At 64.2% G+C, this 15,438-nt stretch carries 14 protein-coding genes; 2 read left to right on the forward strand and 12 right to left on the reverse strand.

Going from position 1 to position 15,438, the window contains the following annotated elements; all coding sequences use genetic code 11:
- The first annotated feature begins 160 nt into the window (after positions 1–160).
- Positions 161–283, forward strand: coding sequence for a hypothetical protein (locus ON32_RS30475; protein ID WP_281032213.1), 123 nt, complete (start codon positions 161–163; stop codon positions 281–283).
- A gap of 185 nt (positions 284–468) precedes the next feature.
- On the opposite strand, the gene ON32_RS04130 is transcribed toward ON32_RS30475, so the two are convergent.
- Positions 469–1,761: a D-alanyl-D-alanine carboxypeptidase family protein gene (locus tag ON32_RS04130; RefSeq protein ID WP_051132822.1), complete on the reverse strand. Its 1,293-nt coding sequence runs from the start codon at positions 1,759–1,761 to the stop codon at positions 469–471.
- 65 nt (positions 1,762–1,826) lie between these two features.
- Entirely contained in the window at positions 1,827–2,711 is an 885-nt protein-coding gene (locus ON32_RS04135; RefSeq protein WP_040788719.1) for a phenylalanine 4-monooxygenase, read from the reverse strand.
- A 228-nt stretch (positions 2,712–2,939) separates the two neighbouring features.
- Between ON32_RS04135 and ON32_RS04140 the strand changes: the two genes are divergently transcribed.
- Positions 2,940–3,632 (forward strand): JAB domain-containing protein, encoded by a 693-nt coding sequence (locus ON32_RS04140; RefSeq protein ID WP_083873985.1) that lies wholly within the window; start codon positions 2,940–2,942, stop codon positions 3,630–3,632.
- Between the two features lie 6 nt (positions 3,633–3,638).
- Here the strand turns inward: ON32_RS04140 and ON32_RS04145 are convergent, their stop codons facing one another.
- The 10 genes from ON32_RS04145 to sdhA all read right to left on the reverse strand — a co-directional run bounded on the left by ON32_RS04145 (position 3,639) and on the right by sdhA (position 15,411).
- Positions 3,639–4,556, reverse strand: a complete 918-nt coding sequence (locus ON32_RS04145; protein WP_051132858.1) for a metal ABC transporter permease — start codon at positions 4,554–4,556, stop codon at positions 3,639–3,641.
- 5 nt (positions 4,557–4,561) lie between these two features.
- The gene (locus ON32_RS04150) at positions 4,562–5,296 is read right to left on the reverse strand and encodes a metal ABC transporter ATP-binding protein (protein ID WP_040788720.1); all 735 of its coding nucleotides are present in this window, start codon (positions 5,294–5,296) and stop codon (positions 4,562–4,564) included.
- Positions 5,293–6,210: a metal ABC transporter substrate-binding protein gene (locus tag ON32_RS04155; protein ID WP_169331586.1), complete on the reverse strand. Its 918-nt coding sequence runs from the start codon at positions 6,208–6,210 to the stop codon at positions 5,293–5,295. The genes ON32_RS04150 and ON32_RS04155 overlap by 4 nt, the downstream gene beginning before the upstream one ends.
- Before the next feature lie 498 nt (positions 6,211–6,708).
- Positions 6,709–7,176 (reverse strand): CBS domain-containing protein, encoded by a 468-nt coding sequence (locus ON32_RS04160; RefSeq protein WP_040788721.1) that lies wholly within the window; start codon positions 7,174–7,176, stop codon positions 6,709–6,711.
- A gap of 405 nt (positions 7,177–7,581) precedes the next feature.
- Complete coding sequence (locus ON32_RS04165) at positions 7,582–9,162, reverse strand: sodium bicarbonate transporter family protein (RefSeq protein WP_040788722.1); 1,581 nt, start codon at positions 9,160–9,162, stop codon at positions 7,582–7,584.
- Positions 9,163–9,819: 657 nt separating this feature from the next.
- On the reverse strand, positions 9,820–11,112 hold the full coding sequence (locus ON32_RS04180; RefSeq protein ID WP_040788725.1) for an ArsB/NhaD family transporter: 1,293 nt from the start codon (positions 11,110–11,112) through the stop codon (positions 9,820–9,822).
- Between the two features lie 43 nt (positions 11,113–11,155).
- Positions 11,156–11,599: a CBS domain-containing protein gene (locus tag ON32_RS04185; RefSeq protein ID WP_040788726.1), complete on the reverse strand. Its 444-nt coding sequence runs from the start codon at positions 11,597–11,599 to the stop codon at positions 11,156–11,158.
- Positions 11,600–12,357: 758 nt separating this feature from the next.
- Positions 12,358–12,741 carry a hypothetical protein gene (locus ON32_RS29515; protein ID WP_157224068.1) on the reverse strand — a complete coding sequence of 128 codons (384 nt, stop codon included), beginning with the start codon at positions 12,739–12,741 and terminating at the stop codon, positions 12,358–12,360.
- Between the two features lie 121 nt (positions 12,742–12,862).
- Positions 12,863–13,642, reverse strand: coding sequence for a succinate dehydrogenase iron-sulfur subunit (locus tag ON32_RS04195; RefSeq protein ID WP_040788728.1), 780 nt, complete (start codon positions 13,640–13,642; stop codon positions 12,863–12,865).
- Positions 13,642–15,411, reverse strand: a complete 1,770-nt coding sequence (sdhA, locus tag ON32_RS04200) for a succinate dehydrogenase flavoprotein subunit (RefSeq protein WP_040788729.1) — start codon at positions 15,409–15,411, stop codon at positions 13,642–13,644. Before sdhA ends, ON32_RS04195 begins: the two co-directional genes overlap by 1 nt.
- Positions 15,412–15,438 lie beyond the last annotated feature (27 nt).

Below are 15,438 nucleotides of genomic sequence, written 5' to 3' on the forward strand. Positions count from 1 at the left end.
GGCGGTCTGCCGCGCGCATATCGATGAAGACGCTAATGACGGAGTCGGGGGCGGGCTTCTCGATTCCTGATCACTTGTTCGACGACGGGGTGATCGCGGAAATCGGGGACCGTGTCCGAGGTGGAACCGGGATCAGTCCGCGACGGCCTCGAGAAGTGCCTTGAACAGGTCGAGCCATTCGGTTCCGGTGCTGGTCTCGATCGCCGAGCGGGATCGTTTCGGTGAACAGCCGCACGAGCCGGGCCTGCCATTGCGTACCGGCGCGGTCCTCGTCGAGTGGTGATGCCGACTCGCCGCCACCCCGGTGTTCGGCACTCATGTCGTTTGTTCCCCGGCGACTCGGTGAGCCGTTCGACAATTGGTTACGGGCCCGAATTCGGGCCCGTTTCACGGCAGTTCATCGCTGAGGTTTGTCGCTCGTTTTCCGTTCGCGCGCAAACCGTTCGGGGTCGACCGGTGCGGAACGAATCAGCGGCGGGTGCGGATATGCCAGGTCCACAGCAGGCCGGTGGGGATCAGCACCAGTGCGGCGATCATTGCCAGAATGCGCCACTGTTCGTGGTCGTTCCCACTCGGCGCCTGCGCCAGGTTGCCGACTCCCTCCCCGGGCGGCGCGGCCAGGACCGTGACCTCGGACTCGGGTTTCGGTTCGTCGTCGGGTAGTTGCCCGACCGATAGCGCCGGATCGAGCGCGAAACCGTAGTCCAGCAGTCGGGCCGCCTGTTCCCATGGGCGAATCGGCAGTACGTCCGCCTGTAGCAGGGTGACCGCGAGTCGGCGGCCGTTGCGTTCGGCCCCGGCGACGAATGTCTGGCGGGCGTCGTCGGTGAAACCGGTCTTGCCGCCGAGCGCGCCCGGGTAGTTGTAGAGCAGCTGGTTGTCGTTGCCGATCGGGAAGCCGGGATGGTCGGTATCACCCGGAATGGCCGGATTCGGCGGATAGCCGGGGAAATCCACCTGTTCGGTGCCGATGATCTCGGCGAACAGTGGAATGGCCATGGCCTCTCGGAACAGCAGCGACAGATCGTAGGCCGATGTGCTCATTCCGGGACCGTCCAGACCGGAGGGGGTGGCGGCACGAGTATCGAAGGCGCGCAAGGATTTCGCGAGATCGTTCATTTTCGCCACGGCCGCCTCGTCACCGCCGAACTGGGCGGCGATGGCATGGGCCGCGTCGTTACCCGACGTCATGAGCAGCGCCTGCAGCAGCTGGCGGTTGGTGTAGCGACCGCCGGGGCCGATACCGACCCGGGTGCCCTCCATATCCGCGTCGGCCTGGGTGCCGACCACCACTTTGTCCAGGTCCAGGTTGCGTAGGGCGACGGTGGCCAACAGTATCTTGATCGTGCTGGCGGGACGGTAGCGTCCGTGCGGGTCCTTGGCCGCCAATACCGCGCCGGTGTCCAGATCCGACACCATCCAGGCGGTCGCCGAGATATCCGCCGGTGGTGGCGGCGCCCCTTCCGGCAGCACGACGCCGCAGGCCGCGAGTTTTTCCCCGCCCACGGTCCGGTTCGGCACCGGCAGCGGAGCCGGGGACGGCTCACCCGGTCGCGGCACCTCCGACAGATCGATCGGTGGGCGCGGCTGTGTCTTGTACGGGCAGTGATCGGTGGCGGGCGTGACGAACGGTGTCGGCATGGGAGGTGGCTGGCCCGCCGCGGGTCCGCACAGTGCGATCGGACCGACCGCCAGGGCGGTGGCGGTGAGCACCGGCCAGATTCGACGTGCGGTGCGACGGTGAAGCTCCCAGACATTCATTGGACGAAGAGTAGCGTGGATTCGCCATCCCTCAGGGGGGGAGGAGGTCAGGCCGCGCTGCCGCCTCAGGGGCCGGCCCGCAGTCGCAGCGGGGTCTCGTCGTCCATCTCGGCGAAGAATCCGCCGATCACGTCCTCGACTTCGGTGAGCGATGCGGCGCAGTAGAGAACGGGCTGGTAGTGGGTGATGTCGTAGGTGGCGGTGCCCATGGCCGTCAGGTCGAGTGGGCGTAGTTCGGCGCGGCGGAACTCCGCGATCTCTCCGTAGGAGGAGAGCAGACCGGCTCCGTAACACCGGACTTCGCCGTGTTCGCGGAGCACACCGAACTCCATCGAGAACCAGAACACATTCGCCAGGAACTTCAGGGCCGTTTCGGTGACCAGCCGGGCGACCGCCGCGCCGACCGTGGTGTAGACGGCGGCGAAACGCGGACTGGCGAGCTGGTTGGCGTGCCCGATCACCTCGTGGATGGCATCCGGTTCCGGGGTGTACAGCGGGGCGGAGTGATGCCGGATGTATTGGGTGGCGTGGAAGGTGCGTTCGGCGAACGATCCGAAGAATTCGCGTAGGGGGACCAGACCGGCGGCGGGGACGTAACGGAACCCCGTCAACGGTTCCAGCGCCGCCGAGACCTCGTCCAACTGCGGAATATGATCGGTGGGTAGGGCCAGTCGCGCGGCCGCGTCCAGCACTTCCGCGCAGGCATAGCGGCGATGACGCCGGGCCAGTTCGGCCGAGACGATCTGCCAGACCCGGTGTTCGTCGGGTGTGTAGTCGATATGCGGGACCGGCGCGCCGGGGGTGTGCCCCAGTGCCAGGGCGGCGATGGCGTTGCGGCGGGCCCGGTATTCGGGGTCGTGTACGCCGGGATGCTCGTCGCTCAGATGCACCGTGACATCACCGTCGTGGCCGCGGGTCACCGGTGAGTACAGCCGAGCTTCGGTGAACATGCCTCGATGCAAGCACTGTCCGGTCGTTCTCACAACGAACCCGCCGCCGGCTGGGCAAACTGCCTAGCTACCGGGAAACTCTTCGTCGTATCGCGGTCCACCGGTGAATCCTCCCCGGGGTCGGAGATGGCCGGTGGTCGCCCGCTGCCTGCCGGGTTCCCGTCCGACGAGACCTGTCGGTCGTCGCGGGCATAATCCGAGCACGCATCGTCGAGCACGGGGGGAATCTTGTCGATACCGATCACCGGTCTGCCGGTCGACCAGCGCCCACGGGAGCGGCTGGTGACACTGGGCCCGCAGTCGCTCAGTGACGTCGAATTGTTGGCACTGCTGTTGCGGTACGGGCGGCGTGGGGAGAATGCCCTGGAACTCGCCGCCGCGCTGCTGGTCGAGTACGGCGGGGTGGCGGGACTGGCGGTGGCGCGACCGGAGGAGTTGGCCCGCCGCTGCGGGGTCGGGGCGGCGAAGGCAGCGGCGGTGGTCGCGGCCTTCCAGTTGGCCGCTCGGGCCCGCTACGGTTCGGACCCGGCGCCGCTGCTGGATTGTTCCGATGCCATGGCGCGGGCCGCGTGTCCGTTGTTCGCCGGGGCGCGGGTGGAACGGTTGGTGGTGTTGGTCTGCGATACCCGTCATCGGCTGCGGCGGCGGGTTTTCGTGGCGGAGGGCGCCATCGATCAGGTGGCGGTGCCGGTGCGGGAAATCCTGAACACGGTGCTGCGGCACGACGGAAAGGCTTTCGCCATTGCGCACAACCACCCGTCGGGCGATCCGACGCCCAGTTACGACGACCGTCGGGCCACCGCTCTGTTGGCCGAGGCCGCAGGTATCGTCGGGCTGCGATTCCTCGGTCATGTGGTGATCGCCGGACAGCGGTGGCGATGTGCCGCGGAGCCGGTCCGGCCGTGGTCGCCGGGCTCGTGAGCGAGATCAGAGTTCCGGGGTGGGAACACCTTCCGACGTCGGTGCGGCCGGTAGCGCGGCTGCGGATCGGCGCCGCAGCCGCGCCGCGGCGGACCGCTTGCCGAGGATTCCGTGTCGGGGGGCGAACAGGTAGGTCAGGGTGAACACCACGCCTTGGGCGACCACAATGGTGCCGCCGGGAGCGGTGTCGAGGTGGTAGCTGATGTACAGGCCTGCGATGGCGCAGCAGGCGGACAGCGTGGGCGCGATGAGCAGCATTCGCCCGAATCGGTCGGTGAGCAGGTAGGCCGTGGATCCCGGGATGATGAGCATGGCCACCACCAGGATGACGCCGACCGCCTGGAGGGCGACCACCGAGGTGAGCGCGAGCAGGCCGAGCAGTGTCGCGCCCAGTAGTCGGGGGTTGAGACCGATGGCGAAGGCATGGGTGGCGTCGAAGGCATAGAGAGTGAAATCTCTTCGTTTCAGAATCAGTGCAGTGAAGACGATCGCGGCCAGGGTGGCGATCTGGGTGAGCTCGGCGGGGGCCACACCGAGCAGATTGCCGAAGATGATGTGGTTGAGATCGGTTTGGCTCGGCGTCACCGAGACCAACACCAGGCCGAATGCGAACAGTGTGGTGAACACGATGCCGATGGCGGCGTCCTCTTTCACCCGACTGGTATCGCGGACCACCCCGATCAATGCGACCGCGAGGAAACCGAAGATCACCGCGCCCACCGCGAACGGCACCCCCGCGATATAGGCGAGCACCACGCCGGGCAGTACCGCGTGCGAGACCGCGTCGCCCATCAACGACCAACCGATCAATACCAACCAGCACGACAGCAGACCGCACACCACCGCGGCGATGATGGCGGCGGCGAATGCGCGGACCATGAACGCGTACTGAAGTGGTTCGAGCAGGAGTGTGCCGATATCCATGCCGTTCACCGCTGTTCCAGTACATCGAGTCCGAAGGCGAGCGCCAGATTCTCCGGCCGTAGCGCCTCCTGCGGGTCGGCGTGGACGAGGACCTTCCGCAGTAGCAGCACCGCCTCGTCGGCCAGCCCGGGTAGGGCATGCAGATCATGGGTGGAGATGAGGATCGTCGCCCCGTCGGCGGCCAGTTCCCGCAGCAGACCGGTAAGAGTGGACTCGGAACGTTTGTCCACCCCGGCGAAGGGTTCGTCCAGCAGCAGCACGCTCGCGCCCTGGGCGATACCGCGTGCCACGAATGCCCGTTTGCGCTGCCCGCCGGACAGTTGGCCGATCTGCCGGTCGGCCAGTTCGGTCAGATGCACGCGGGCCAGGGCCGTGTCCACGGCGTCGCGATCGGCTCGGCGGGCCCGACGGGTGAACCCCATCCGTCCGTAGCGGCCGGTGGTCACCACCTCCCGCACCGACAGCGGAAACGCCCAGTCCACCGCCTCGCTCTGCGGGACGTAGCCGACCACCCCCGCCCGTCGCGCCGCCGCCGGTTTCTCCCCGTGGATCCGCACCGTTCCGTGCTCCGGGGTGATCAGACCCATGATCGCTTTCAGCAGGGTCGACTTCCCGGCGCCGTTCATCCCGATCAGCCCGCACACCCGGCCCGGTTGCACGGTCAACCGCACCCGGTCCAGCGCGAGCACCTCGCCGTAGTGCACGGTGACATCGTCGATGTGGAGCGCGGGGACGGTCATGGTTTGCTCCCGGTGAGTGCGGTGGCGATGGTTTCGGCGTCGTGGCGGATCAGATCCAGATAGGTCGGCACCGGCCCGTCGGCCGCCGACAGGGAATCGACGTAGAGCACTCCGCCGAACTCCGCGTCGGTGGCCTCCACCACCCGCCGCATGGGGGCGTCGGATACGGTCGATTCGCAGAACACCGCTGGTACCGCATTGTCCCGCACGAACTCGATAACACCCGTGATCTGCTGCGGAGTGGCCTGGGCCTCCGCATTCACCGGCCAGATGTAGCGTTCGGTCAGCCCGGCGTCGCGGGCCAGGTAGGAGAAGGCGCCTTCGCAGGTCACCAGGGCTCGTTGGTTGCGCGGCAGCGCGCTCACCGCGGCGATCAGTTCGTCGTGCACCTGTTGCAGGCGGGCCTTGTAGCGTTCGGCGTTGGCCCGGAAATCGGCGATGTGCTCCGGTGCGAGTTCGGAGAACGCGGTGACCATATTGTCGACGTAGATCTGCACGTTCAGCGGCGACATCCAAGCGTGCGGATTGGGTTTTCCCCGGTAGGCGTCGCCGGTGATGTCCATCGGCCGCACACCCTCGCTGACCGTGACGTGCTCGGCATCCATTCCGGAGACGAATTGGGCGAACCAGGCCTCCAGGTTCAATCCGTTGTCGAGGATCAGGTCCGCTTTGGCCGCTTTCTTGATGTCCCCCGGGGTGGGCTCATAGCCGTGGATCTCCGCTCCCGGTTTCGTCAGGGATTCCACCACCAGATGTTCACCCGCCACATTCGCGGCGATATCCGCGAGCACGGTGAACGTCGTCACCACCACCGGATCTCCGGTGCGGGGCAGATGGAACGAATCGCATCCGGCCGTCGCGAACGCCAGTCCGCAGACCGCGAGTAGGGCTCCGATCCGGAGCGCTGATCGCATCCCCTTATCGGAACGTCGATTGAGCACACCCAAATTCTAATGTTCGGTAACCCTAATATTCAAGTAGGCGGCGGGTGGAGCCGACGCATCGGCATGGAACGCTCCACGATCACCCCGATCTCCGTGCGCGACGCAGATTCCCGAAATACTGTCGGGCGGCCGACTCTCGATATCCTTCTCCGGATCGGCCACCTATCGGCTCATACCGACCATGGGTTGTCGGGTGCAGATCCCGCGCTGATGTTCCATCGGGTCGTTCGACGTCCAGAAAATCTCCCTGGTCTTCCTCGCCGGATCCGTGGAATATCCCTCATACCTGTAGTAGAACAGCCGTGCATGCGTTCCCGTGGCATACCGTGAATCGCGTCCACACGTCCGACGAGGTAGCGGGTTGTGTTGTTCGCCGGTTGATGCCGTATGCCCACATGGCGGGATATCGCCGTGACCGTGGGGAGGGGATCTGGGTTGTCACGTGATTCGTGACGTCGCCATTTGTCCTTACACTCGATCCGTCGAGGTGAGAAGATGGCGCAACAGCTGGTTCGCGGTGATCACGCCATACAAGCGGCGTGCACCGTGGTGATCGTCGAGCACCACAACCAGGGGGCTACGCACACTGGCCATGAGTTCGGCGATCTCAACGGTCGTGGCATCGGAAGGTACGGCCGGAAGCAACGGCGAGCACTGCGCCAGACAATCGGAGACCTGCCGTCCGGTCAATGCCGCCGCCAGTGTGTCTGCGTGTGACTCGTCGATCACCGCGGCCAGCGTGTGGTTGTTGCGCACATATGCGGGAACGAGGAACTCGAGTAGCTGATCGGTGGTGAGGATCGCGCACGGCTCCGCGTCCGTGTCCACGACGACCAATCCAGGCGTGCTCTCGGTAGCCAGCAGCCAGGCCGCATCCGCGGCGCCGCTATCGGTGGAGACCGACACATACGGCCCGGCAAGATCCCGCGCTCGCATAGCTGACTCCTTGTGGCCAAAGGAATGTCGACAATGTCCATTATGTCCGTTTATGCGGTGGTCGGAAAGTAAAACCTTGCCGCGAGGCGGGCATTTCTGGTCGGCATTCCGATCATGGAGCTCGACAGGGTGATCAATGACAGAAGGAAGCGATACGGCGGGTCATCCTGATTCGATACGGTATTTCACTGTGTCGCGCTGCTCATTGCCTGCGAGAGCGGTGATCCGGTACTCGATGTGTGATGGCAACCGCTGGAGGTCGACCTCGGCGCCGGATCCGACTCGGTCGTGCGCGGCTTGGAGAAGATGTGAGACCCAGTGGCATCGGAAACCGGCCCCGCGCTTTACGGCGAGTCCACTGAGTCTTTGCATCCCACCTCGACGAACCACCGCTGAATCTCGATCTCAGGGTCGGAAATCTCCCATGCCGGCATCGTCGGTTTCCTCCTCGCTATCGAGCAGTGCCAGGTGCTGTGGCTGGAACCACCGGCCGAGCAGGAGGCGCAACGGCACCAGCATCGCGATGAACAAGGGGAACAGGATCCCCACCGGGCTGCTCTTGAGGACCCACAACACCACCAGGCAGAGAAGTTGGATCAAGGTGAAGAGGTGGATGACCTTCCAGGGGACATGGCGAACGTAATGGGTGTCGGGGTACAGGTTGCGGTCTGTCAACCACAGTTTCAACCGTGCGAAGAAGTCCGTCCCGTTGAGGGTGGCGAAACCCATGAACAGGAACAGGCCGAAAAGTACCTCCATCGGAATTTTTTTGATCAGCGGCAACATGAAAATCGAGGCCGCGATCAGGATATGAATGAAGAGCGGGGAGATCCGATTTTCTCGGACGGCCAGGATGCGCTCGGCACCGGAACCGTCGGCTTGTCGTGCGGTGGTCGCCAGACTCTTGGTGTGGTTGAGGGAATGGACGGTGGCCGCCACGATCCAGGGCAAACCGAACACCGAGCACACCGCGGTGATGATGCCGACGACAGCCAGGTCCAGATGATAGCCCCCACCTTTTCGGAGGGCATGCGAAGGGTTGTTGACCAGGCGAGTCGTAATATTCTGGTCGAGAAACAGAAGAACAGTGACCAGAATAGCCGGCCCGAGGCAGGCGATGATCAGCCAGACAGGCACCGAGAACATGTCGACGAGCCAGGACCTGCCGGTGGTGGTGCCGAAATGGTCGGGAATGGCCACGGCCTCCACCTCGACCTCCGGCAACGTCAAAGCGAATACTGTCATCAGCGCGATGGCGATGGTGGGTCCGAAATCTGCCACGAACTCGCGCAAACCGCGTTGGAGATATCTGGTCTGGAGGAACGCCTTGAAGGTACGGGCCAATAGGAATGTTCCCAGTGCCAGGACCACGGTCAGCAGGGCGGTCGCGTTGTTGCGAGGTGACGCGGTGAAGGGCGACACCACAGAGCGCGCCGCTTCGACGATGAAGATGACAGCGATGAGGACGGCGAAGATCTCGTCGACAAAGCGGGTGAAGAACCTCATGAGGGCGCTGGCATCGGTCACCACGAGGACGAGTATGAGAATGCCCGACCATACACCTACCCAGGCGTAGACCGGCAAAAAGGGAAGGTCGAAACGCTGACACATCGTGTACAGCAGGCCGGTGAAGATGACGATGGGTCCGGTGCCGCCCAACAAGGTCAGGGGTTGGGCGGAAAAAAGCGCGAACAGTATTCCGCCGATGGCGGTTACCATAATCATTTCCACGGTGCCGATCTCGCCATTGGTCATGACACCGGTGAGGCCGCCGAAGGCAATAGCATTCGCAAGGCAGGCAAAAAAGAGAAAACTGACGGACGCTGCGACTTTCGGATGCAGCCCGTCCTTGAAGTCACTGATATAGGAAGGTAGTTTGCGCTGCAAATCCGCCCGAAGGCCGCCGCCCAATCGGCCGGTGTAGGTCAGGAGGTCGATCTCATGCTTTTGCGGGACGTCCGAAATGATTTTCTGTTCTTTTGACACGTATTACCTTATTCGAACAGTGAGGCGATCTCGTAAGAGTGCTTCTCATATGGATGGGACCGGAATTTTGCCGATATGGTCGATCGCGGTGTCGAGCGGGCCGATGCTCACGTTTTCGAACGATGAGTAGGCGAGCGGCGGGGTTGTGGTAATGCAGAATGCGATCGCCGGCGGTGGCCCGCCGAGGTCTCTCCAGCGATTCGTTGTAGCACCGATAAGCACCTCGTCCATGGACTGCTGAGCTCGACCCACCTCGAGTCGAGCTGCCGACCAGGCTTCCCGGCGCTCCTCCCAGTAAAGATGCCGTAAAGATTCCGTCAAGGCAAGTCGTGGGTCGCGGTGGACTTGCTACCGGTTACCCCTGACTGCAGGGCCAACCTTCCGTTGCCATACACCGGATGCTGCGTGTTCTGGTCGATTACCTGGGATTTCGTGCCTTGGTACTCGAAAGTCACTGCCAGAAAGGAGCTTATCTCGGCGGCGCGGTGGGTAGCCTGAGACCAGTACCCCACTGGATCGAGATGGATTGGCCGTGGCCATGATTGTCGCTCTGACATTGATCGCAACGTTCGTAGCGCTCGTGCTACTCATACGCCGCGGCAACAATCCGGGAGCTGAATCGCGTCCAACCGGGAAACCGGTGGGTGGTGCCGCCGGTCAACCGAACACGAAGTAGCGCAACCACAGGTAGGGTGCGGCGACCGCAATGGTGATGGCGGTGACGACAATGCCCTTCTTGGTGAAGTCCCAGAACGAGATCGGGTGGTCGGCGCGGCGCGCGATCCCGAGCATCACGACATTGGCGCTGGCGCCGACCGCGGTGAGATTGCCACCGAAGTCCGCGCCGAGAGCCAGTGCCCACCACAAGGCGCCGGAGTCGACGGCGGGATGGTCGATACCGGTGGCGAGACCGGCGACCAAGGGGCTCATGGTGGCGACATAGGGGATGTTGTCGATGATGCCGGACAGCACCGTGGAGACGACCAGAATGAGCATGACCGCGAGGAGGGCGTTGCCATGGGTGGCGTCGGTGGCGAGCTCGGCGAGTTGCTCGATCACCCCGGTATGCACCAGCGCGCCGACCATGACGAACAAGCCCGCGAAGAACAGCAGCGTCTCCCACTCCACGGCGGCCAGGTAGTCGCGTTGCGGCAGACCGGAAACGAGTACCAGTACGCCGGCGCCGAGCAGCGCGACCACCGACGGTTCGATGTGGAACACCGAATGCCCCACGAATCCGGTGAACACCGCCGCCAATACCACTCCGCATTTGAGCAGCAGGCGTGGGTTGTGGATGGCTTCGCGTTCGTCGAGCGCCATGACGTCGGCGACTCTCTCGGGAGCGACGTCGAACGCGCCGCGAAACAAACGAGGCAGGACCAGCGTGAACACCAACAACTCGATGATGACGATCGGCGTCATATGCACCAGGAAGTCGTTGAACGACAGGCCCGATCGGCTGCCGATGATGATATTCGGCGGATCACCGATCAGAGTTGCGGCGCCACCGATATTGGAGGCGATGACCTCGGCGATCAGAAATGGAACCGGGTTGATGTCGAGGCGGTCACACACCAGCAGCGTAACCGGTGCGATCAGTAGAACGGTGGTGACATTGTCCAGGAACGCCGATCCGATCGCGGTGATCAGGACGAGCAGGATCATCACCCGCAGCGCAGACCCCTTGGCGCGCTTGGCCGCCCAGATCGCGGTGTACTCGAACACGCCCGTCTGGCGTAGTACACCGACGATGATCATCATGCCCAGCAGCAGGAAGATGACGTCCCAGTCGATGCCGGTTTCATGGGAGTAGAACGCGTCCTCGGCGCCGAGTATGCCGAGCCCGAGCACGATTGCGGCGCCACCGAGCGCTGCGGCGGTCTTGTGAATGCGTTCGGTGGCGATCAGAACGTAGGAGACCGCGAACACCATCACTGCAACGAAGGTCATCGAAGCCCTCCCACTCCAGAGGTCGAGCCCTTGGTGGCGGGGTTCAGTGGTGTAGCGCAGCCGCGAGCAGCCGTGAGGTCGTAATCACCCCGGCGAGTTGTCGTTCGTCCATTACCGCGATGAGCGGACATCGCACCCGGGCCATCGCAGCGGCGACTTCGACAATGGTGTCGTCGGCCTTGACGGCGGGTACGTCGATCAACCGCTCGGGCACTACATCGCGCACCTGCTTGCCGCTGGGTTTCTCCGCGATCCGGTCCGCCATCGACTCGTTCAACACCCCGGTCGGCAGTGAGTCGCTCTGCACATGCTTCGGGACGATGAAATCCACCACCTGGGAGGCCGGCAGCACCGCCCGAGGGCGGCCATCCGTGCCCGCGATCACGAGGCCGGGCAACCGGTGCTCGGCGAGCAGTCCGGCCGCGGCCGGCGCATGGGTATCCATCGTGGCCACTGGATATTCCTCGGCCATCTGATCGGCATGCACACATGCACAAGACGGCCACCGAGCGATCCGGGGTGGGGATAGAGGTCGCAACACGGTCCACGAGCGCCAAGAAATACTCCAGTTCGACTTCGACGCGGCCCGGATGCGGACCGCTTTGCCGACCAGACTTCCCGGCACGCCCCCTGTAAAGATGCCGTAAGGATCGGCTTGTAGCAAATCAACCAGAGCCTTCCGTCGTCCCGGCAAACCTTGCTCGACCGGGTGTAGTTGCGATTCGGCGACCGGTGTTCCGGTCGGCACCGGGAGAACGAAACACGGATGCCCGCGTTGTGCACGATGGGGAGGGAGTGTGTTGATTCGGCATGTTCGGAGAGACCGGTCCGTGATCCACGGTGCGCCGTTCGAGATACAGTTTTTCGTATGGAAGGCGGCGTAGCCCGTCGAGACCCTCGGCCGACGCCGAAGCCTCGACCGACCTGTACCTTTCTGCCATCCCCGGACGAAAGTCAGTGCGACGGTACGACATGCTCGGCGGTCCATTCGTATTCCGTGCAGGACCACGCCGACCCGGACATCGCTCTCGTGGGCTCAGCGTAGCCGGTACCCTCATGCCCGAGGCGATCGGCCGGGTCATGGCGGCCATGTGCGTGGACGGCCTCCGAGCCGACATGTCTTGTGCTTCTGCACAATCCGATGCGCCTCGCCAATGGTCGATACTCGCCCCGGGCTGCCGTGTTCTCCGACCGGTGACCCGGATTCCACGGTGGTTGTCCAGATCCGTTCGGGACGGACGGTAATCAGGTCGGGCCGTTCGTCGTCCTGTGGTTCGGGAGGGCGAACGTGGCGAACCGCTCGAACCAACCGTCGTGTATATCGAGAGCTTCCTGGGTGATCTCCACCTGGAGAAGAAGAGGACTGTCGATCACTACGATCGGTTCTACGGCAGCCGGTCCGGCGGTGACGCGGTGCGTGTCGAGGTTGCGGACCGTCGGCGAGTCGACTGTCTTGTCGGCCAGCAGAGTCCTGTCAGGATGACGAGCACATCGATGGCGACGACCGTCGCTGCGGTCACCTGAAGGGTGGTCATATCCATGCCTGTTCGTGGTGTCGGTGAGCAATCTTGCTTGTTGGTGCAAACGTAATTGCATCACTTCGACCTTGTGAAATCCTTGTATGACCATTAATGGGATGTCGCCGTAACCGCGAGAGAGCTATATCGGGGCAGTGCGGAAATGGTTGGAGATGCACCGAGGGCTGTTCACCCTATGACAGGTGAACAGCCCTCGGTGCTATCGGGAGGTTTCAGCGGGCGAACATGAGCGCGCGCTTGACCTCCTGAATCGCCTTGGTGACCTCGATACCGCGCGGGCAGGCGTCCGTGCAGTTGAAGGTCGTGCGGCAGCGCCACACACCCTCCACATCGTTGAGGATGTCCAGACGCTCCCGGGCGCCCTCGTCACGGCTGTCGAAGATGAAGCGGTGCGCGTTCACAATCGCGGCCGGGCCGAAGTAGCTGCCGTCGTGCCAGTACACCGGGCACGAGGTGGTGCAGCAGGCACACAGGATGCACTTGGTGGTGTCGTCGAACCGGGCGCGATCGGCCTGGCTCTGGATGCGCTCCTTGGTGGGCTCGTTACCCGAGGTGATCAGGTACGGCTTCACCGCGCGGAACGCGTCGAAGAACGGCTCCATATCCACCACCAGATCCTTTTCCACGGGTAGACCGCGGATCGGTTCGACGGTGATGGTGATGGGCTTGCCGTCCTTGGACAGCATGTCCTTCATCAGCACCTTGCATGCCAGCCGGTTCACACCGTTGATACGCATGGCATCGGAGCCGCACACACCGTGCGCGCAGGAACGGCGGAAGGTCAGGGTGCCGTCCAGGTAGGACTTGATGTAGATGAGGACATTGAGGAAACGGTCCGTCGGCAGGGTGGGGACCTGGAACGATTCCCAGTGTTGGCCCTTACCGTCCTCGGGGTTGAACCGCGCCACCTTGACGGTGATCATGGTCGAGCCCTCGGGAACCGGCGCGGGGCTCGGCGCCGACGCAGCGGAGTTCTCGGCTACAGCGGTCATCAGTACTTACGCTCCATCGGCTCGTAACGGGTCTGCACCACCGGCTTGAAGTCCAGCCGGATATCCGACAGCAGCTCCGTGCCCTGTTTGTAGGCCATGGTGTGCCGCATGAAGTTCACGTCGTCGCGCTCGGGGTAGTCCTCGCGGGCGTGGCCACCACGCGACTCCTTGCGGTTGAGGGCACCCACCACGGTGACCTCGGCCAACTCCAGCAGGAAGCCGAGCTCCACGGCCTCGAGCAGATCGCTGTTGTAGCGGCGACCCTTGTCCTGCACCGACACCCGGGCGTAGCGCTCCTTGAGCGCGTGGATATCGGTGAGGGCCTGCTTGAGGGTGTCCTCGGTGCGGAACACCGAGGCGTTGTTGTCCATCGACCGCTGCAGTTCGGTGCGGATATCGGCGACCCGCTCGTTGCCGTGGTCCGACAGCAGGTTGGCCAGCCATTCCTGCACCATCTGCGCCGGTTTCTCCGGCATGTCCACGAAATCGACCCGCTGGGCGTATTCGGCGGCCGCGATACCGGCGCGCTTGCCGAAGACATTGATGTCCAGCAGCGAGTTGGTGCCCAAACGGTTGGCGCCGTGCACCGAGACGCACGCGCACTCACCGGCGGCGTACAGGCCGGGGACGATGTTGTCGTTGTCGCGCAGCACCTCGCCGTGGATGCGGGTGGGGATACCACCCATGACGTAGTGGCAGGTGGGGAATACCGGCACCAGTTCCTTCACCGGATCCACACCCAGGTAGGTGCGGGAGAACTCGGTGATATCGGGCAGCTTCTCCTCGAGCACGTCCTCGCCGAGGTGGGTCACGTCGATGTAGACGTAGTCCTTGTTGGGGCCGGCGCCGCGGCCCTCCAGCACCTCGAGGACCATGGAGCGGGCCACGATATCGCGTGGCGCCAGGTCCTTGATGGTGGGGGCGTAACGTTCCATGAAGCGCTCGCCGTCGGCATTGCGCAGGATGCCGCCCTCGCCGCGGACCGCCTCGGAGATGAGGATACCCAGCCCGGCCAGGCCCGTCGGGTGGAACTGGTGGAACTCCATGTCCTCCAGTGGCAGACCCTTGCGGAACACGATCGCCATACCGTCGCCGGTGAGGGTGTGCGCGTTCGAGGTGGTCTTGTACATCCGCCCGGAACCGCCGGTGGCGAAGACGATCGCCTTGGCGTGGAAGACGTGCAGTTCACCGGTGGCCAGCTCGTAGGCGACCACGCCGGTGGCCACCGGGCCGCGCTCGGTCTCGGTGAGCACCAGGTCGAGCACGTAGAACTCGTTGAAGAACTCCACATCGTGCTTGACGCAGTTCTGGTACAGCGTCTGCAGGATCATGTGACCGGTGCGGTCGGCGGCGTAGCAGGCGCGGCGCACCGGAGCCTTGCCGTGGTCGCGGGTGTGTCCACCGAACCGGCGTTGGTCGATCTTGCCCTCGGGGGTGCGGTTGAACGGCAGGCCCATCTTCTCCAGGTCGAGCACCGCGTCGATGGCCTCCTTGGCCATGATCTCCGCGGCATCCTGGTCGACCAGGTAGTCACCACCCTTGACGGTGTCGAAGGTGTGCCATTCCCAGTTGTCCTCTTCGACATTGGCCAGCGCGGCGCACATACCACCCTGGGCCGCGCCGGTGTGGCTGCGGGTCGGGTAGAGCTTGGTCAGCACCGCGGTGCGCGCTCGGGGTCCCGCCTCGATCGCCGCCCGCATACCCGCGCCGCCGGCGCCGACGATGACGACGTCGTAGCGGTGCTCCTGAACCGGTCGGGTGTCACTCATGCCTGCGCCTCGCTTCGCGCGGCTCCG

It is taken from the genome of Nocardia paucivorans NBRC 100373, assembly GCF_000308675.1.
GTDB classification, from domain to species: Bacteria; Actinomycetota; Actinomycetes; order Mycobacteriales; family Mycobacteriaceae; genus Nocardia; species Nocardia paucivorans.